Source organism: Flavobacterium galactosidilyticum (assembly GCF_020911945.1).
In the GTDB taxonomy this organism is placed as follows: Bacteria; Bacteroidota; Bacteroidia; order Flavobacteriales; family Flavobacteriaceae; genus Flavobacterium; species Flavobacterium galactosidilyticum.
Map to the genome: position 1 here is coordinate 1,922,304 of NZ_CP087135.1, position 17,125 is coordinate 1,939,428.

General features: G+C 33.3%; 20 protein-coding genes. 6 read left to right on the plus strand and 14 right to left on the minus strand.

Features of this window, described 5'->3' with window-relative positions:
- Positions 1-109 precede the first annotated feature (109 nt).
- Together LNP27_RS08470 and LNP27_RS08475 are read right to left on the minus strand one after the other, a co-directional pair.
- Complete coding sequence (locus LNP27_RS08470; protein ID WP_229941212.1) at positions 110-499, minus strand: GreA/GreB family elongation factor; 390 nt, start codon at positions 497-499, stop codon at positions 110-112.
- A gap of 6 nt (positions 500-505) precedes the next feature.
- Complete coding sequence (locus LNP27_RS08475) at positions 506-2,059, minus strand: FMN-binding glutamate synthase family protein (RefSeq protein ID WP_229941213.1); 1,554 nt, start codon at positions 2,057-2,059, stop codon at positions 506-508.
- Between the two features lie 409 nt (positions 2,060-2,468).
- Between LNP27_RS08475 and LNP27_RS08480 the strand changes: the two genes are divergently transcribed.
- Positions 2,469-2,804: a tRNA-binding protein gene (locus tag LNP27_RS08480; RefSeq protein WP_229941214.1), complete on the plus strand. Its 336-nt coding sequence runs from the start codon at positions 2,469-2,471 to the stop codon at positions 2,802-2,804.
- A 124-nt stretch (positions 2,805-2,928) separates the two neighbouring features.
- On the opposite strand, the gene LNP27_RS08485 is transcribed toward LNP27_RS08480, so the two are convergent.
- A complete protein-coding gene (locus LNP27_RS08485; RefSeq protein WP_229944053.1) occupies positions 2,929-3,309 on the minus strand; it encodes a PUR family DNA/RNA-binding protein in 381 nt (126 codons plus the stop codon).
- A gap of 71 nt (positions 3,310-3,380) precedes the next feature.
- The gene (locus tag LNP27_RS08490; protein WP_229941215.1) at positions 3,381-5,141 is read right to left on the minus strand and encodes an ABC transporter ATP-binding protein; all 1,761 of its coding nucleotides are present in this window, start codon (positions 5,139-5,141) and stop codon (positions 3,381-3,383) included.
- A gap of 166 nt (positions 5,142-5,307) precedes the next feature.
- Between LNP27_RS08490 and LNP27_RS08495 the strand changes: the two genes are divergently transcribed.
- From LNP27_RS08495 to yajC, 3 genes are all read left to right on the plus strand, one after another.
- Positions 5,308-6,414, plus strand: a complete 1,107-nt coding sequence (locus LNP27_RS08495) for a Glu/Leu/Phe/Val family dehydrogenase (protein WP_305070157.1) — start codon at positions 5,308-5,310, stop codon at positions 6,412-6,414.
- Between the two features lie 434 nt (positions 6,415-6,848).
- A complete protein-coding gene (nusB, locus tag LNP27_RS08500) occupies positions 6,849-7,760 on the plus strand; it encodes a transcription antitermination factor NusB (protein ID WP_229941216.1) in 912 nt (303 codons plus the stop codon).
- Positions 7,761-7,790: 30 nt separating this feature from the next.
- On the plus strand, positions 7,791-8,063 hold the full coding sequence (gene yajC, locus LNP27_RS08505; protein ID WP_229941217.1) for a preprotein translocase subunit YajC: 273 nt from the start codon (positions 7,791-7,793) through the stop codon (positions 8,061-8,063).
- Positions 8,064-8,186: 123 nt separating this feature from the next.
- On the opposite strand, the gene LNP27_RS15290 is transcribed toward yajC, so the two are convergent.
- The 3 genes from LNP27_RS15290 to LNP27_RS08515 all read right to left on the minus strand — a co-directional run bounded on the left by LNP27_RS15290 (position 8,187) and on the right by LNP27_RS08515 (position 9,648).
- Positions 8,187-8,537, minus strand: coding sequence for a glutamate synthase-related protein (locus tag LNP27_RS15290; protein ID WP_346432404.1), 351 nt, complete (start codon positions 8,535-8,537; stop codon positions 8,187-8,189).
- Complete coding sequence (locus LNP27_RS15295) at positions 8,453-8,746, minus strand: hypothetical protein (RefSeq protein WP_346432384.1); 294 nt, start codon at positions 8,744-8,746, stop codon at positions 8,453-8,455. The genes LNP27_RS15290 and LNP27_RS15295 overlap by 85 nt, the downstream gene beginning before the upstream one ends.
- Before the next feature lie 104 nt (positions 8,747-8,850).
- Complete coding sequence (locus tag LNP27_RS08515; RefSeq protein WP_229941218.1) at positions 8,851-9,648, minus strand: NYN domain-containing protein; 798 nt, start codon at positions 9,646-9,648, stop codon at positions 8,851-8,853.
- A gap of 272 nt (positions 9,649-9,920) precedes the next feature.
- On the opposite strand from LNP27_RS08515, the gene capB reads away from it, so the two are divergent.
- A complete protein-coding gene (gene capB / locus LNP27_RS08520) occupies positions 9,921-11,183 on the plus strand; it encodes a cysteate-C-fatty acyltransferase (RefSeq protein WP_229941219.1) in 1,263 nt (420 codons plus the stop codon).
- A 136-nt stretch (positions 11,184-11,319) separates the two neighbouring features.
- Here the strand turns inward: capB and LNP27_RS08525 are convergent, their stop codons facing one another.
- The 7 genes from LNP27_RS08525 to LNP27_RS08555 form a co-directional block, all read right to left on the minus strand.
- Positions 11,320-12,060: an LOG family protein gene (locus tag LNP27_RS08525; protein ID WP_229941220.1), complete on the minus strand. Its 741-nt coding sequence runs from the start codon at positions 12,058-12,060 to the stop codon at positions 11,320-11,322.
- Positions 12,061-12,153: 93 nt separating this feature from the next.
- Entirely contained in the window at positions 12,154-12,456 is a 303-nt protein-coding gene (gene trxA, locus LNP27_RS08530) for a thioredoxin (protein WP_229941221.1), read from the minus strand.
- On the minus strand, positions 12,453-12,656 hold the full coding sequence (locus LNP27_RS08535) for a hypothetical protein (protein ID WP_229941222.1): 204 nt from the start codon (positions 12,654-12,656) through the stop codon (positions 12,453-12,455). The genes trxA and LNP27_RS08535 overlap by 4 nt, the downstream gene beginning before the upstream one ends.
- Before the next feature lie 31 nt (positions 12,657-12,687).
- Entirely contained in the window at positions 12,688-13,518 is an 831-nt protein-coding gene (locus LNP27_RS08540) for a methyltransferase domain-containing protein (RefSeq protein ID WP_229941223.1), read from the minus strand.
- 24 nt (positions 13,519-13,542) lie between these two features.
- Positions 13,543-14,958: an MBL fold metallo-hydrolase gene (locus LNP27_RS08545; protein ID WP_229941224.1), complete on the minus strand. Its 1,416-nt coding sequence runs from the start codon at positions 14,956-14,958 to the stop codon at positions 13,543-13,545.
- A 79-nt stretch (positions 14,959-15,037) separates the two neighbouring features.
- The gene (locus tag LNP27_RS08550; protein ID WP_229941225.1) at positions 15,038-15,826 is read right to left on the minus strand and encodes a sulfite exporter TauE/SafE family protein; all 789 of its coding nucleotides are present in this window, start codon (positions 15,824-15,826) and stop codon (positions 15,038-15,040) included.
- A gap of 69 nt (positions 15,827-15,895) precedes the next feature.
- Positions 15,896-16,522: a Crp/Fnr family transcriptional regulator gene (locus LNP27_RS08555; protein WP_229941226.1), complete on the minus strand. Its 627-nt coding sequence runs from the start codon at positions 16,520-16,522 to the stop codon at positions 15,896-15,898.
- Positions 16,523-16,809: 287 nt separating this feature from the next.
- Between LNP27_RS08555 and LNP27_RS08560 the strand changes: the two genes are divergently transcribed.
- Positions 16,810-17,121 carry a rhodanese-like domain-containing protein gene (locus LNP27_RS08560; RefSeq protein WP_229941227.1) on the plus strand — a complete coding sequence of 104 codons (312 nt, stop codon included), beginning with the start codon at positions 16,810-16,812 and terminating at the stop codon, positions 17,119-17,121.
- Positions 17,122-17,125 lie beyond the last annotated feature (4 nt).

Genomic DNA, 17,125 nt, shown 5'->3' on the forward strand with positions numbered 1-17,125 from the left:
CATTCCTTTCAACATTGAAAACGAAGGTCTAATTATATAAAGTATTATAATTTTAAAAGTTGCATAAAAAAAACACCTTCATAAAATGAGGTGTTTTAAAAAAGTATAATTAATTGCTTGACACATTAATTACATTTATAATTTTTAAGGTTTTAATTCCTGATGGCAATTGCCATTCTACTTCTTCATTTTCTTTAAAACCTATTATCGCAACACATAATGGAGCTAGTATTGAAACTTTGCCTTCTTTTAAGTTAGCTTGTGATGGCATCACAATTTGCACTTTCATTTGTTGTTTACTTTTTACATCTTCAATTGTTACTTGAGAGTTCATTCGAACAATGCTCTGGTCAACGACTCCATCTTTATTGATAATTGCTCGATCTAGCTCCTGTGTAAGCAATGCAATTTCTCTAATGTTAGTGCTATCTTTAGCGTTTTTAGTTAGCTCACGAAGGATATTATAATCAGTACTTGTTAAAACAGGTGTTGGTTTCATAGTCAATTAATTTAAGGTTATTTTTTCTGTTGTAGCTATATTTTCTTTATCACTAAAAAATAGTGAAGCAAAACTTTCATTAGTTTTGTGATCGATTCTTCTGTAAAAAACATTAGGAGTAATTGCTTTTGGATTGTCAAAACCACAGGCACCTATGAATTCAGCAAATGCCTTTAATGTGTTGTTATGGAAATGAGCAACTCTGACACTTTTATCAGTTACATCTAATCCTTTATATAAGTTCTTGTCTTGAGTAGCAATTCCTACTGGACATTTTCCACTGTCGCATTGTAAAGCTTGAATACATCCTAATGCAAACATCATTCCTCTTGCGCTGTAACAAGCATCCGCCCCTAATGACATCGCTTTAGCAATATCAAAGCCAGTAATTATTTTGCCAGATGCCATTAATCTAATTTGATCTCTAAGACCATATTCTTTAAGCACCTTACTAGCAAATATTAAAGCATCTGCTAATGCCATTCCCATATAGTCAATAAACTCTAATGGTGCCGCTCCTGTACCGCCTTCTGCTCCATCAATTGTAATGAAATCAGGGACAATTCCAGTTTCTTTCATTGCTTCAACAATGGAAATAAACTCGTCTTGACGACCTATACAAATTTTGAATCCGACCGGTTTTCCATTGGATAGCTGCCTTAAATTTTGTAGAAAATGCAATAATTCTGAACTATTTGTAAATGCAGAATGCCCTGCTGGCGAATGTACGGCAATATGTGGCTGAACGTTTCTTATTTTGGCGATTTCTACTGTGTTTTTTTCTCCAGGTAGTAATCCACCGTGTCCAGGTTTAGCTCCTTGAGATAACTTTAACTCTATCATTTTTACCTGAGGGAAGTTTGCTTTTTCTGTATATAATTCAGGTGAGAAAGTTCCGTCTTCTTTTCTACATCCGAAATATCCAGTTCCAATTTGCCATATTAAATCACCACCTTCTAAATGAAAGTCGCTAATTCCACCTTCACCTGTATTATGAGCAAAATTACCTAGTTTTGCTCCTTTGTTCAACGATGAAATAGCTGTTTTACTTAATGCTCCATAACTCATGGCGCTAATGTTATATATACTAGCGCTGTAGGGTTGAAGACATTGTTTGTTTCCAACTACGGTTCTAAAAAATTGTTTATCTGCTCTTTTTGGGTAGATAGAATGTGCTGCCCACTCGTAACCGATGCGGTTTGGGTCATCTTGCATTCCAAACGAAATAGTCTGCTTTACATTTTTAGCTCTTTGGTATACTATAGATCGCTGTCTTCTATTAAATGGCTTACCATCTAATTCTCCTTCAAAGAAATACTGACGCATTTCTGGTCGGAACGATTCCAAGAAGTACCTAAATCTACCCACAATAGGGTAGTTTTTCTTAACGGTATGACTGTCCTGAAAAGTATCTTGAATCAAAATGAAAAGTAAGTAAAATGGAATGATCAAGAAGAAATAGCTCATATTACCCTGATATGCCCATACACAACTTACTACTAAAAACGTAACGGTAGCTAACCAAATAATTTGGTGTACTGCTAATTTTTTTAAAAACATGTTTTTAAATTTTTTAAATTAGATTTAGGCTTTAAAACAAATTAATTTTTAAAACCGCAGATTAAATAAATGATGTTAAGTAAAACCTTCGTCTCGAAGTAGTTTGTTTTTATATAGACGAAGGTCTAATTGACAAAGGCTTTTGAATGTGAAAATTTAGCGACAAGCACAAAATCCTCTTGTAATAAAGAGGTGCATCTTGACAGCATGTTAGGAAAGGTTTTCATAAACTTTAAATTACACTTTGCAAAAGTACATTCATTTTTTGTTATAAATAACTTTTTTTTCTATTTATGTTAAATTTAGCATTCGTTTACGATAGATTCTTGTTGAGTTGATAAAAATTCAGTCTTAAAATTATCTATTTAATTTTGAAAGTGTATTTTTATGAGCATAAAACAATTACTACATGGAATTAACATTCGCAGATTTTGAAAAAGTAGCCATGCACATAGGCACAATAATAGCAGTTTATGACTTTCCTGAAGCACGAAAACCTGCATATCAGCTTACAATTGATTTTGGTGAAATCATTGGAGTCAAAAAAACATCAGCGCAAATAACTCAGAGATACACTAAGGATGATTTAATAGGTAGACAAATTGTGGCTGTCGTAAATTTTCCTAAAAAGCAAATAGGTAAGTTTATGAGCGAATGTTTAGTTTTGGGCGCCGTTGGTATTGATGGTGATGTTGTTTTGTTAGCTCCTGATTTTAAAATTGACAATGGACTCCGAATAGGTTAGTTTTACTTTCTAAAATCGACTTATTATTATTATTATTATTATTATTATTATCTAAATAGTTATAAAAAAAGTCCAAAAACAGAAGTTTTTGGACTTTTTTAATTGTAAGTAAAGTAACTAAAAACTAAATATCATCAAATTCTATATTTGTAAAACTTGATGTTTGCGGTATAAATTCTTCCTCTGATTTTTCAGGGTTGTATTCTTTTTTAAAATCTTTTTGATGTCTTTCAGATATCACTTCTTCACCTTTATGATTTAAAACGTAAGAAGTCATTTCACCTAAAATCTCTGCAAAAGCAGCAAAATCTTCTTTGTATAAATATATTTTATGCTTTTTGAAGTGGAATGATCCGTCTTCCTCAGTAAATTTTTTGCTTTCGGTAATAGTAATATAGTAATCATCTGCTTTGGTCGCTCTCACATCAAAGAAATATGTCCTTCTACCAGCCCTTAAAACTTTAGAAAATATCTCTTCTTTTTCTAACATGTCATGTTCTCTCATAATCCTTTCTGTCAATTTATGGTTGTTAACTAGAATCCAAAAATCTACAAAAAATATGTATTATACAACAATTAGAGCAATTCTTTTTCTGAAAGTTGTTTCAAATATAAAGCCGAATAATAGCCCTCTTGATTTATCAATTGATTATGAGAACCTTGTTGAATGATTTGCCCATTGTCCATTATAATTATTTTATCTGCATTCTTTGCTGACGAAACGCGATGGCTTACTATAATGGTAGTTTTGTCTTTACAGATTTCATTTAAGTTGTTCAATATTGCTTCTTCAGTTTGTGTATCTACCGCTGAAAGGCAATCGTCAAATAATAAAATAGGTGGATTTTTTATAATCGCTCTTGCAATAGAAACTCTTTGTTTTTGTCCTCCTGAAAGAGTAATTCCTCTTTCGCCAAGAACAGTTTCGTATTGTTTGTTGAAGCCCATGATGTTATCGTGTACAACTGCGCTTTTAGCAGCAGAATGTACTTGCTCGTCTGTTGCGTTTTCTTTGCCAAACATAATATTATTCTTGATGCTATCAGAGAATAAAAATGCATCCTGCGGCACGATACCAATACTATTTCTCAAATCGAATAGATTGATACTGCTTATTTCATTTTTGTCAATATTTATTTCTCCTTCAGAAACATCATACATACGTGATATCAAAGATAGAATAGTCGATTTTCCAGATCCTGTTTTCCCTAGAATGGCTAAAGTTTCTCCCTTTTTAACCGTAAAAGAAATGTTTTGCAGCGCTTTGATATTAGTGTCTTCGTAAGTGTAGCTTACATTTTCAAAAGAAATAGATCCTTCAATTATGGATTTATTTTCATTTTTGTTTTTTATTTCTGGTTCTATCTTTAGAAATTCATTTAATCTTTTTTGAGAAGCCTCAGCCTCTTGAACCATCGATGAAACCCAGCCTAAGGAAGCAACTGGCCAAGTAAGCATATTAACGTATAAAATGAATTCAGCTATGGTTCCAATATTTTGTATAGTTCCATCAATATACATTAAACCTCCAAAATAGATTACAACTAAGTTACTAATCCCTATTAATGCCAACATTAAAGGGCCAAATAACGATTGTACTTTAGCTAAATTCAAGCTTTTGCTTTTGCTTTCATTAGCTAAATTAACCATGTTTTCTTGGTGTTGGTTCTCAAGAGAATACGCTTTTATAACACGGATTCCAGAAAATATTTCTTGAGAGAAACTGGATACTTTAGAAAGGTATTGTTGGAAAATAGTGCTTCTTTTATTTATTTCAGAGCTTAATTTGAAAATAGCGAAAGACAATAGCGGTAAGGGTAGAAGCGTGTATAAGGTTAATGTGGGCGATACGTTGTACATATATACGATAACTATAGCAAAGCGAATAGCGGTATTAATCGTATACATAACTGCAGGACCTACATACATTCGCACTTTTGAAACATCCTCGCTAATTCGATTCATTAAATCTCCAGTACGATTTTGTTTATAGAAGTTTTGCGATAGGTTCTCGTATTGGCGAAACACTTCGTTTTTTAAATCAAACTCGATGTGACGAGACATGACAATTAAAGTTTGTCTCATCAAGAAGGTTAGGAAACCAGCAATAATTGTGGTAGCAATAATAAGTAGGATGTTCGAAATTAACTCGTCTTGAATTACGGCTTTAGAAACCGTTTTATCTTTGGCGAAAGCCTCAATTACTTTAAATGATTTGCTGATCAACTTTGGTGTGAAAAGCATAAATATTTGGGCAATAATGGTAAAAATAATACCGAGTAAAAAACTGTATTTGTATTTAACGAAGTATTTATTTAAATAGCGTAATTCTTTCATTGGATTTTAATATTCTCTTTTGAATTGATTTTAATAATAGTAATTGTAATCAAATTATCGATTTGATATTTTTTTTATGCAAATAACAACGCATGTTTATTTTTTACGTAAATTTGAATTGTCTTTTTGACAAATTCATAATCTTATCACTATAAAAACTTATACTATGAATGCAGCTTTCACAACAGGAAAGGAACTTCAAAAAATGGATCCCGTTTTTGGACAAATGTCATTTGATGATCACGAGCAAATTGTATTTTGCAACGACAAAGATACGGGTTTAAAAGCAATTATTGGTATTCATAATTCAGTAATGGGGCCAGCTTTAGGAGGTACACGAATGTTTAATTATGCTAATGAGTGGGAAGCACTAAATGATGTTTTGCGTCTTTCGAGAGGAATGACTTTTAAAGCGGCGATTACTGGATTGAATATTGGTGGGGGCAAAGCCGTTATTATTGGCGATGCTAAAACTCAGAAAACACCAGAATTAATGCGGAAATTTGGTGAGTTTGTTCATTCATTAAGCGGAAGATATATTACTGCTGAGGATGTAGGGATGGAAACCAGCGATATGGACATCGTTAGAGACGTTACACCTTATGTTACTGGAATTTCTGAAGCAAGAGGTGGCTCTGGAAATCCTTCTCCAGTTACAGCTTACGGTGTTTATATGGGAATGAAAGCAGCTGCAAAACAACAGTTTGGTTCAGATGTTTTAAGCGGAAAAAAAGTGTTAGTTCAAGGAATTGGACACGTGGGCGAAACTTTAGTAGATTATTTGACTAAAGAAGGAGCGATTGTAACTATTGCAGATATCAACGAAGAAAAATTAAATGAAGTAAGTGCAAAGTATCACGCTGAAATTTATAGAGGTGAAGATTTATACACCGCTGATGTTGATATTTATGCACCTTGTGCTATGGGAGCGACTTTAAATGATAACACTGTTCATAAAATAAAAGCGAAAGTAATTGCTGGAGCAGCTAACAATCAATTGGCTGACGAAAATGTTCACGGTGCAATTCTACAAGAAAGAGGGATTCTATATGCACCAGATTTCTTGATTAATGCTGGTGGAATTATAAATGTATATGCAGAATTAGCGCATTATGATAAAGCGGAAATTATGCGTAAGACAGAAAATATCTATAATACTACTTTAGAAATATTTGATTTTGCCATTGCTAATAAGATTACAACGCATAAGGCTGCTTTGACAATTGCTCAAAACCGTATTGCTCGAAGAAAATTAGAGAACAGTAAAAAATAGTTTTTAGTGTGGCAATGGTCTATAAATATCTGTGAAAAAGATTTTATGAAATTGCATTGAAAAAAAAGTTATAAAATAGTTTAGCCACGAATTACGCTATTTTTCACAAATTAAATTAAAACTTCATTATTAGATTCGTGAAGCTCTTATTTTAGTCTTTGGAATTGCGAGAATTGTGAAATTCGTGGTAACTATTTTTTTTAGCATTTGAGGCAATAGTAGTAAAAGTTGCTCTTGAAGAACGATCCTAACATTAGCAGCATAAAATAAGTTGGTAGTCTTTTTTTTGTATTGAATACTAAAATCTGAAGAGTCAGTGCTAAAAAATAAATTGGTATATATTTTATTTTAAAAAAGGAAATGATTATTTTTGCACGCTAATTAATAAAAGTTCTTACAAGGTGGTAAATAGAAGACACATTCGCGTTAAAGTTATGCAGTCCATTTATGCGATGCATCAAAGCGGTTCAGATAATCTAGAGAAAGAAGAAAAATTTCTTTTTTACAGTATCGATAATATTCAAGATTTATACCTTATTATGCTTTCTTCGCTAATTGAAATATGTAAAACAGAAACTATCTTTTTACATAAATCAAGTCTTAAGCATCTTGCAACTCCTGAGGAGCGTACTCCAAACGAGAAATTTATCAAAAATCAAATTTTTCAAATTCTTTCCGAAAACAACTCATTAAGTATTGCGCTTGAAAACCGTAAAATCAATAATTGGACTTTAAATGACGATTATATTTTATTGCTTTTAACTGATATTAAGGCGAGCAAATTGTACGCTGATTATATGAGTAATTCAGTAAATACATTTGAAGAAGACAGACAATTTATTGTTGATTTGTTTATGGAAGTTATTGTTCCAAACGAGAAATTGTATGACTATTTAGAAGATGATAAATTGACTTGGGTTGATGATATTCCGCTAGTAAATACGCATATCATTAAGCAATTGAAAGCAATTAAATCTGGAGAAAATGACAATTTCAGAGTGCCAAAATTATACAAAGACAATGAGGATAAGGATTTCGTGAAAGATTTGTTTAGAAAAACAGTTTTGAACGAAAAAGAATTAGCTAAAGAGTATTTAGACAAAACTCCAAACTGGGATAGCGAAAGGATTGCAGAAATCGATACAATTATCCTTAAAATGGCAATTTGTGAATTTTTGAAATTCCCATCGATTCCGGTAAAAGTAACGCTTAACGAATATTTAGAAGTTGCAAAAGAGTATTCTACCCCAAAAAGTAGTATTTTTATCAACGGAATTTTAGATAATTTAGTAAAAGAACTTCAAGCCAGTAAAAGAATTATTAAAGCTGGTCGTGGTTTAATGTAATAATTAATAAATAAAAAGAGAATTAAAATTATGGAACAATTAACTCAATTTGCACCGTTTATATTAATGTTTGTGGTGATCTATTTCTTTATGATTAGACCACAACAAAAAAGAGCAAAAAGTGAAAAAGAATTTGAAAGCGCTTTAAAAGTAGGTGATAAAATCATCACAAAAAGCGGTCTTCATGGAAAAGTTTCTGAATTAGCTGATACAACAGTTGTTGTTGAAACGATGTCAGGAAAATTAAAAATGGAGCGTTCAGCAATTTCTATGGAAATGAGTGCTGCACTAGCAAAGAAATAATAAAGTAATACCAGTTTTTAAATCCCGAATTCCGATTGTTATAATTGGAATTTGGGATTTTTATTTTTATCTGCTCCTAATGCTATTGCTTTACGAACGGAATAGCCAGAAATAATTTTGCCACTACCTAATTACACGTATTTTAGTTCTATCGTAACGAACTAGTGTTTTGTTGACGAAAATCAGCGCAGGTTCATATGGGATTTCTAAACCATCGACAAATTCTAGTGGTCCTACTCCTGTTCCATCAACAGTAATAAAATTGGGATAGCAGTTTTGAGCAATCATTCCTTGACAGATATTTTCAAATTCACTGGTTTTACCAATGCATAGCTTGAAACCAATTGGCTTACCATTTGAAAGTTTACGCAGTGTAGCAACAAATTCTATCAAACCTTTACTATCTGAAAATGCTGAATGACCTGAAGGGGAAAACATAGTTGTATGTGGCTGTACGCCTCTTGTTTTAGTAATTTGTTCTCTGTTTTTCGCTGCAGGTAAAACTCCTCGTGACCTGGTTTAGCATCTTGCGATAATTTTATTTCTATCATTTTTACTACGGGAAAATTAGATTTATTCGCAAGCTTATCTTTTTTAAATCCACCGTTTTCATTACGACAACCGAAATATCCAGTTCCTATTTGCCAAGTTACATCACCTCCTTGCTGGTGAAATTGAGTCAATCCTCCTTCGCCAGTATTATGACAGAAATTGCCTTTTTTGGCGAAAGCAACTGCTGTGTTTGTATTGCTTATATTTTCAATTTTTTTCTAGTTCTAAACTGTATTTAACTAAAACGCAAACGTACGTAAACGTGTTTAATTCCTCTTTTTTCAGAATCTCTTTCGTCAATTTCTAAAATATCAGTTAATGATTTAAGCATTGGCGTTAATTTAGCAAAACCATAATTTCGTGGATCAAATTCTGGTTTTCTCTTGACGATAAGGTTTCCTACATCTCCTAGAAATGCCCAACCATCATCATCACAAATATCTTCGATTGTAGTTTCAATAAGTTCGATTGTTTGCGTATCTATTTTGTTTAGCGATTTTTCAACTGGTTTTTCGACTAATTTTTCAACTGGTTTTCCTGCTGGTTTCTTCGTATCAGCAGCAGACTTTTTAGCTTTTTTCTTGATTGCGCCATCTAAAACTTCGATATAAATAAAACGATCACAGGCAACAATAAAAGAATTAGGTGTTTTTTGTTCTCCAATACCAATGACTTTCATGCCTGATTCTCTCAAGCGAATTGCCAGTCGGGTAAAATCAGAATCACTAGAAACGATACAAAAGCCATCTACTTTATCAGAATACAATAAATCCATGGCGTCAATAATCATTGCTGAATCTGACGAGTTTTTACCTACTGTATAACTATATTGTTGGATGGGAGTGATGGCATGTTCTAGTAAAACACTTTTCCAGCCACCAGCATTTGGTTTGGTCCAATCTGCATAAATCCTTTTGGTAGTAGGAGTTCCATATTTAGCAATTTCTTCCATCATTCCTTTTACGTTGCTATATGGAACATTGTCAGCATCAATGAGAACGGCAAGTTTTAATTCTTTTGTATCTTGTGACATATTAATCGTATTGAGTATATTTGTTCAAATATACAAAGTTTATTATTTAAATCGGTCTTTTAGCCCTGATCGCAACGGCATCCTTTTATGCCATCCTTGGGCATGTTTAAGTAATCTTTGGTGTGGCATAAAAGATATAGTGTAGAGCAGGAAATAGCTCCTGATACTCATTGTGATAACTACTAAAAAATAAATTTGGTTTCAAGTCTTTTATAAGATTTAAATAATTAATTTTGCAACTTCTTAAAATTAGAATTATTACTTGATATATTATGGTAAAAGATTTATTCGAAAGAATTCAAAACAATAAAGGACCTCTAGGGAAATGGGCTTCGCAAGCAGAAGGCTATTTTGTGTTTCCTAAATTAGAAGGTGATTTAGGTCCACGAATGAAGTTTCAGGGTAAAGAAGTTCTGAACTGGAGTTTGAATGATTATTTAGGACTTGCAAATCATCCCGAAGTACGCAAAGCTGATGCTGATGCTGCGCTAGAGTACGGTGCTGCTGCCCCAATGGGAGCGCGTATGATGAGTGGTCAGACTAAATATCACGAGCAATTAGAGAATGAGTTAGCTGCTTTTGTAATGAAAGAATCAGCTTATTTATTGAATTTTGGTTACCAAGGAATGGTTTCTATCATTGACGCTTTGGTTACTAAAAATGATGTAATTGTTTATGATGTTGATGCTCACGCATGTATTATTGATGGAGTTCGTTTACACATGGGTAAGCGTTTTACTTATCGTCATAATGATGTAGAAAGCATGGAAAAAAACTTGCAACGTGCTACAAAATTAGCTGAAGAAACTGGTGGAGGAATTTTATTCATCACTGAAGGTGTTTTTGGAATGCGTGGACAACAAGGAAAACTGAAAGAAGTTGTTGCTATGAAGCAAAAGTATAATTTCCGTTTGCTAGTTGATGATGCACATGGTTTTGGTACTCTAGGTGAAACTGGTGCTGGAGCAGGTGAAGAGCAAGGAGTTCAGGATGATATTGATGTTTATTTTTCGACTTTTGCAAAATCGATGGCTAATATTGGTGCTTTTGTAGCAGCTGATAAAGACGTAATTGATTACTTAAAATACAATATGCGTTCTCAAATGTTTGCTAAATCATTACCTATGATTCAAACAATTGGATCATTGAAACGTTTGCAAATGTTGCGTGACAACCCAGGTTTGAAAGATAAATTATGGGAAAATGTAAATGCATTACAAAGCGGTTTAAGAACTAAAGGATTTAATATTGGCGATACTAATACTTGTGTTACTCCTGTATATCTTGAAGGAAGTGTTCCTGAAGCAATGGTTATGGTAAATGATTTAAGAGAAAACTACGGTATTTTCTTGTCTATTGTAATTTATCCTGTTATTCCAAAAGGAATGATTTTATTAAGAGTAATTCCTACAGCTTCACATACGCTTGCGGATATTGACCAAACACTTACTGCTTTTGAAGCGATTCGTGAAAAGTTAGTAAATGGTACTTATAAAGAAATTGCGTCAAGAACTACAGTTGATTTAGATGCATAATTTTATATTCTAAAAGTCATCTTAGATAAGGATGAAATTCGGAAATAGTTAAATAAGAAATCCAGTAAGCGAAAAGTTTACTGGATTTTTTTTTTTGAGTTTTTTATATGAATAGAAGGGAATTCGTAGGATAGTATTACTTCTTTTCACCAAGCCACCATCTTGGTTTAAATTTATATTTTGTCAACCCAAATTTTTTGATGGTGTGATTTCTGATGTGTTCTATTGCTTTGGCTTCTGAATCAGTGATGAATAAAAGTTTCATATCATCAGGACTGATACTTCCGCTATCCACCATTTTTTGAATATGACCGGTGAGTTCTTTGTGATATTCGGAATCGAAAATTACAATTGGAAAATCAGCAATAATTTTGTTTTGAACCAGAGTTAGCGCTTCAAACAATTCATCTAAGGTTCCCATTCCGCCGGGCATCACTACAAAAGCATACGAGTATTTTACTAAAAGCACTTTCCTCACAAAGAAAAAAGGGATGTAAATCCATTTGTGTAAATAAGGATTTGGTGATTGTTCTTGTGGAAGCACAATATTTATACCTACTGAGTATCCGCCAGCTTCATAAGCGCCTTTATTCGCTGCTTCCATGATTCCTGGTCCGCCGCCAGTCATTATTGTAAAACCTAAATTTGATATTCCAGCGCCTATTCTTTCAGCACTTTTATAATGATTAGTTTCGGGGCCAAATCGGGCTGAACCAAAAATAGTTACGCATGGTCCAATAAAATGCATTTTTTGAAATGCTCTTATGAAGTGATAAAACACTTTAAATACAAAAGATAGATTTTTTAACCTAGTTAGTGGACCTCTTACAAATAAAGATTCTGATTTTGAAAGTCTAAATTGTGGATGGTTTTCCATACAAAGTACTGTAAGTGTTATTTATAAGTTGATAGTATATGTAACAAATACATATTCATAAAAGCAATAGTTTGTGAGTCTTCTGAGCCCCAGTTATTTGTGACTTTTCTCTAAAATTACTCTTATGATTTCGTCCTTAGTCAATACGCCAGACTGCCTCCATAATTGTTTTCCTTCTTGGTACAGTATCATAGTAGGAACACCACGAACCTGGTATTTAGAAGCTATTTGTTGGTTTTTGTCTACATCAATTTTGATGATAGAAATGCGATCACCTAAATTGTCTTTTACCTCTTTTAAAATAGGTGCAAGCATTTTACATGGCCCACACCAAGTAGCAAAAAAGTCGATTAATACGGGTTTTTCCGAATTGATAATTGTATCGAAGTTACTCATCGTTTGTTGTATTTATGGTTAGGTACGGCGCAACCAGCAGGACCACAGCCTAAGTTGAAAATTACTTGAACCAAGAAAAATGAACCAATACCAACGAAAATCCAATCTTTTAGAATGTAGGCTTGGCTAAATAAAAACACCGCAATAGCAAGACGAACGAATCGCATTAGATGCCAATTTGTAAATAGTATGTTTTTCATTTTATTCGTTTTTAAAACTGAACAGTTATTTTTAAATACTCTCCATTGTATATTTTGAGTCATAGGAAATTACGTCTCGCAGTATTTCAATTGCAATATCATTTTTACTACAAATAAGCACTTCTGTAAAATTGCTGTTGATACTAGCATTAACAATTCCGTCTATGTCTAGAAATTTATCTGTAATTGTTTTTGCACAATTACTACAAGTGATACCTCCAAAATTATACAGCTTTACATTTATTTCACTATTCTTTTTTAACCCAATAAACAGTTCAGAATTTAACCTTGGAGTAGCTGAATTCAAGCAAGTGTCCATTTTTTCAAACTTAAAAGCTGCTGAAAATAGCTTTTCGTATTCCGATTTGCTTCCACCAAAAGGTGGACTTTTTTCAAATGATCTGTTGAATAGTAAACCTGCTAAAATCCCTTTTTCAACTAAAAGATCGTGCATTTTATAAACGTATTTTTGGCGTAAAGCCGGTGGCAATGCGCAGAAAAAAGTTTGCTCAATGATCAGATCATATTTTCCTTGATGATCAAAAAAATCGCCTAATACAATCGTAATATTCGTGTTATTTTTGAATCTATCCTTCAACGCAGCTACTAATGATGGAGCGATATCAATTACCGTAACATTAGTAAATCCCTGTTCTAAAAGATATTCTGCCTCATAGGTGTTACCGCATCCAGGTATTAAAATGGAACAGTTTTTATTTTCTAATTTATCAATATATTCTTTAATAGGCGGGGAAACAAAACCTAAATCCCAACCTATACTTTTCGATTGATATTGTGCTTCCCAATACGAAGCATCTATCGGATTTTCGCAAGAAATAACACAACAATTATTATCTTCCATGGCACATATTTTTTCGCTTATTATTTATTTCAAAACTTTGCTTTGGCATACAAAATCTGTTTTTGGTAAATTTGTTTTTGCAATCGCATTAAAACCACCTTCGATTTCAGTAAAATTTCTAAATCCACGTGCTTCTAATATTGAAGCAGCAATCATGCTGCGGTATCCACCTGCACAATGTAAATAAAAATGTTCTTTTGGATCGATATCTTTAATCCATTCGTTTATCGTTGCTAAAGGCTTGCTATACGCTTCCTCAACATGTTCTGCAGCGTATTCCGACTCTTTTCTAATATCAATTACTTTGCTTTCGCCGATCGTTACTTCTTTGGCAAATTGTTCTGCCGTAATTCTATTTACGATATCTAGTTCTTTTCCTGCTTTTGCCCAAGCTTCATACCCGCCAGCAAGATGACCGATTAGGTTATCAAAACCTACACGACTTAAACGCGTAACGGTTTCTTCTTCCTGACCAACTTCAGAGATTATCAGTATCGGTTGTTTTACATTAGCTACTAAAGCGCCTACCCAAGGGGCGAAATCTCCATCAATTCCAATATTTATCGATTGTGGAATGAATCCTTTTGCAAACGCACCATTTTTTCTAGTGTCTAATAATAAAGCACCAGTTTCTTCGGCAGCTACTTCAAATTCCTCAACAGATAAAGCATGCATTCCTAGATCTAGAACATGCTCAAAACTGTTATATCCGTTTTTATTCATAGCTACATTCATTCCGAAATAAGCCGGTGGAGGCAGTAAACCATCCGTAACTTCTTTTACAAATTCGGCTTCTGTCATATCTGCTCTTAAGGCATAATTGCTCGCTTTTTGTTCACCAATGGTGGAAACAGTTTCCTTACTCATATTTTTTCCACAAGCGCTTCCTGCACCGTGAGCGGGATATACAATCACATCGTCACCTAAAGTCATTACTTTTGTTCGAAGTGAATGGAACAAGATTGCCGCTAATTGCTCTTGCGTCATTGAAGCAGCTTTTTGTGCTAAATCTGGTCTTCCCACATCGCCAATAAACAAGGTGTCTCCAGAGAAGATAGCGTGGTCTTTTCCGTTTTCATCAATTAATAAATAAGTAGTACTTTCCATGGTATGACCAGGAGTATGTAGCACTTTTATTTTGATGTTTCCAATGGCAAATTCTTGGCCATCAGTAGCAGAAACGCAGTCAAATTCGCAGGTGGCATTTGGACCATAAACAATAGGAGCGCCAGTTTCTTTGCTTAAATCAACGTGCCCTGATACAAAATCAGCATGAAAATGAGTCTCAAAAATATATTTTAGTGTAACTCCATCTCTTTGTAAACGGTCTAAATACGGCTTAGTTTCGCGTAACGGATCAATGATGGCCGCTTCCCCATTTGAAGTTATATAGTAAGCACCTTGTGCTAGACATCCGGTGTATATTTGTTCTATTTGCATGATTGTTGTTTTTTAATTTAATTACAAATTTACCTCTGTTTTTCGAGTTATACAGTGATAAATGTTACATTCTATTTTTTTAGTGAAGCAAAAACTCTTTGATAATAATATAAAATCCCATTAGTAGGACAAACCAACCAAATATTGGCTTCAGTTTGTCTCCATCTATTTTTTTAGATAAATAAGTTCCTATAAACATTCCGAAAAGGGCAATTGCAGAAATAGTAAATAGAAGTTTATAATTGATATCTGTTCCATTCAAAACATCGCCCCCAAAGCCAATTAGTGAATTGATAAAGATAATCAATAATGAAGTGCCAATGGCTTGTTTTATTGGTAAATTTCCGAAGAAGAGTAATGCTGGAATAATCAAAAAACCGCCTCCAGCTCCCAGAAATCCCGTAATAAAACCCACTAGAAGACCAATTATTGCGATACGAAGGTGGTCATCTCGCTGTACTATTTCTTTGGGAGCGGCTGTTTGTATCATCGAGATAGATGCTGCAATCATAAGTAAAGCAAATACCGTCATTATTACGAGATTTTTTGACATTTCAAAAGAGTCGACAGTAAATAATACGGCAGGTATTTTTGGTAAAAGTACATCTCGTACAAAAAGTAACGATAGTACAGAAGGAATTGCAAACACAAGCGCTGCTTTAATCTTTAAATTACCAAGACGGTATTGACCATAACTTCCAACCATTGCTGTGATTCCAACAATAAATAAAGAATAACTTGTAGCTTGCTCTGGTTGAATGTTAAAAAGATATACTAAAATAGGAACGGCGAGAATTGATCCTCCTCCGCCAATTAATCCTAATGAAAGTCCGATAATGATAGAAAGTAGATAACCTAAATATTCCATTTTTTAATTTTTGCAACTAATAATTTGGGTTCTTTAATTTTAAAATAAATAGTATTGAGTAATAGATATTTATTTTAAAAGTTCAATGTTGTTGCGGTATAAGGTTACTAAACCGCGCTGCTCCATTTTTTTTAACAAGCGAGAAATCACTTCTCTCGAAGTATTTAATTCAGTGGCAATTTCTTGATGCGACAACTTCAACTCGTTACAACCACAAACGTCTGCATGACGTTTTAAGTAAAATTCTAAACGCTCGTCCATTGCTCTAAATGCGATATTGTCAATAACCTCTAGTACTTCTTCAAAACGGGAACGATAGGAACTTATTACATATTCGTACCAGCTTCTGTGTTCCATCATCCATTTATCCATGAGAGGTAAAGGCACCATGATTAGTTCAACATCTTCAACAACTTTAGCCATAATTTGGCTTTTTTCATTTTTGATCGCACATATCATAGAAATTGCACATGCTTGACCAGGTTGCAAATGATACATAAAAAATTCGCCTCCATTTTCGTCCTCACGGTAAACCTTTATTTTGCCACTAATGACTAAAACGGTGTTTTTGATATATTGTCCAGTTCGAATAATGACAGTATCAGTTTCAAAGGATTGAGTAGAAGCATTTGTTTCAATTTCCTTTACTAATTCATTCGAAAATGAGGGGAATATTTTTTTTATAGGATCAAGCATTTCAATCTTTTTTGTGGCATTTGTAGTGTAAAAGTAGTTTAAATAACTTAGAATAGACCTCGAACTTTTAGACAAAATAAAATTCATAACTACTTGATTACATATTTCTTATTTAGACTTACCTATGGGTTTAGTAGGCTGTTTTTCGTAAAAATTAGTGCTCATTTTGTAGATTGTTGATAGTTAATGTTTTTCGAAAACGTTTTCTTATGAAAAATGTCTAATTAACAAAATATGACTTTATTGTATGTTAAAAACGTTGTAATTTTGTAAAAAAAGAAATTATTATGAATTTAACACAAGAAGACTGGGTATCTCAATTTGAAGCTGACGAAAATGCAGTTATTCTAGACGTGAGAACCGAAGCGGAATGCAGCGAAGGAATTATACCTAATTCAATTAATATTGATATTCACAGCGGCCAGGATTTTGTCAATGCAGTAGAAGTTTTAGATAAAACTAAAAACTATTACGTGTATTGTCGTTCGGGAATGCGAAGTGCTAAAACTTGTGAGATCATGAACCAGTTGGGCTTTGAAAATGCCTATAACCTGACGGGGGGAATTATTGAATGGGATGGCGAAGTAGTCGAACCCTAAAACG

Bases quoted from the DNA above. Each gene is read 5' to 3' on its own strand.
- LNP27_RS08550 (WP_229941225.1), bottom strand. From the start codon at position 15,826: ATGGAATATTTAGGTTATCTACTTTCTATCATTATCGGACTTTCATTA.
- yajC (WP_229941217.1), top strand. From the start codon at position 7,791: ATGGAACAATTAACTCAATTTGCACCGTTTATATTAATGTTTGTGGTG.
- LNP27_RS08480 (WP_229941214.1), top strand. From the start codon at position 2,469: ATGGAATTAACATTCGCAGATTTTGAAAAAGTAGCCATGCACATAGGC.
- LNP27_RS08490 (WP_229941215.1), bottom strand. From the start codon at position 5,141: ATGAAAGAATTACGCTATTTAAATAAATACTTCGTTAAATACAAATAC.
- LNP27_RS08475 (WP_229941213.1), bottom strand. From the start codon at position 2,059: ATGTTTTTAAAAAAATTAGCAGTACACCAAATTATTTGGTTAGCTACC.
- LNP27_RS08535 (WP_229941222.1), bottom strand. From the start codon at position 12,656: ATGAAAAACATACTATTTACAAATTGGCATCTAATGCGATTCGTTCGT.
- LNP27_RS08515 (WP_229941218.1), bottom strand. From the start codon at position 9,648: ATGTCACAAGATACAAAAGAATTAAAACTTGCCGTTCTCATTGATGCT.
- LNP27_RS08545 (WP_229941224.1), bottom strand. From the start codon at position 14,958: ATGCAAATAGAACAAATATACACCGGATGTCTAGCACAAGGTGCTTAC.
- nusB (WP_229941216.1), top strand. From the start codon at position 6,849: ATGCAGTCCATTTATGCGATGCATCAAAGCGGTTCAGATAATCTAGAG.
- LNP27_RS08525 (WP_229941220.1), bottom strand. From the start codon at position 12,060: ATGGAAAACCATCCACAATTTAGACTTTCAAAATCAGAATCTTTATTT.
- LNP27_RS08560 (WP_229941227.1), top strand. From the start codon at position 16,810: ATGAATTTAACACAAGAAGACTGGGTATCTCAATTTGAAGCTGACGAA.
- LNP27_RS08540 (WP_229941223.1), bottom strand. From the start codon at position 13,518: ATGGAAGATAATAATTGTTGTGTTATTTCTTGCGAAAATCCGATAGAT.
- trxA (WP_229941221.1), bottom strand. From the start codon at position 12,456: ATGAGTAACTTCGATACAATTATCAATTCGGAAAAACCCGTATTAATC.
- LNP27_RS08555 (WP_229941226.1), bottom strand. From the start codon at position 16,522: ATGCTTGATCCTATAAAAAAAATATTCCCCTCATTTTCGAATGAATTA.
- LNP27_RS08485 (WP_229944053.1), bottom strand. From the start codon at position 3,309: ATGAGAGAACATGACATGTTAGAAAAAGAAGAGATATTTTCTAAAGTT.
- capB (WP_229941219.1), top strand. From the start codon at position 9,921: ATGGTAAAAGATTTATTCGAAAGAATTCAAAACAATAAAGGACCTCTA.
- LNP27_RS08495 (WP_305070157.1), top strand. From the start codon at position 5,308: ATGAATGCAGCTTTCACAACAGGAAAGGAACTTCAAAAAATGGATCCC.
- LNP27_RS08470 (WP_229941212.1), bottom strand. From the start codon at position 499: ATGAAACCAACACCTGTTTTAACAAGTACTGATTATAATATCCTTCGT.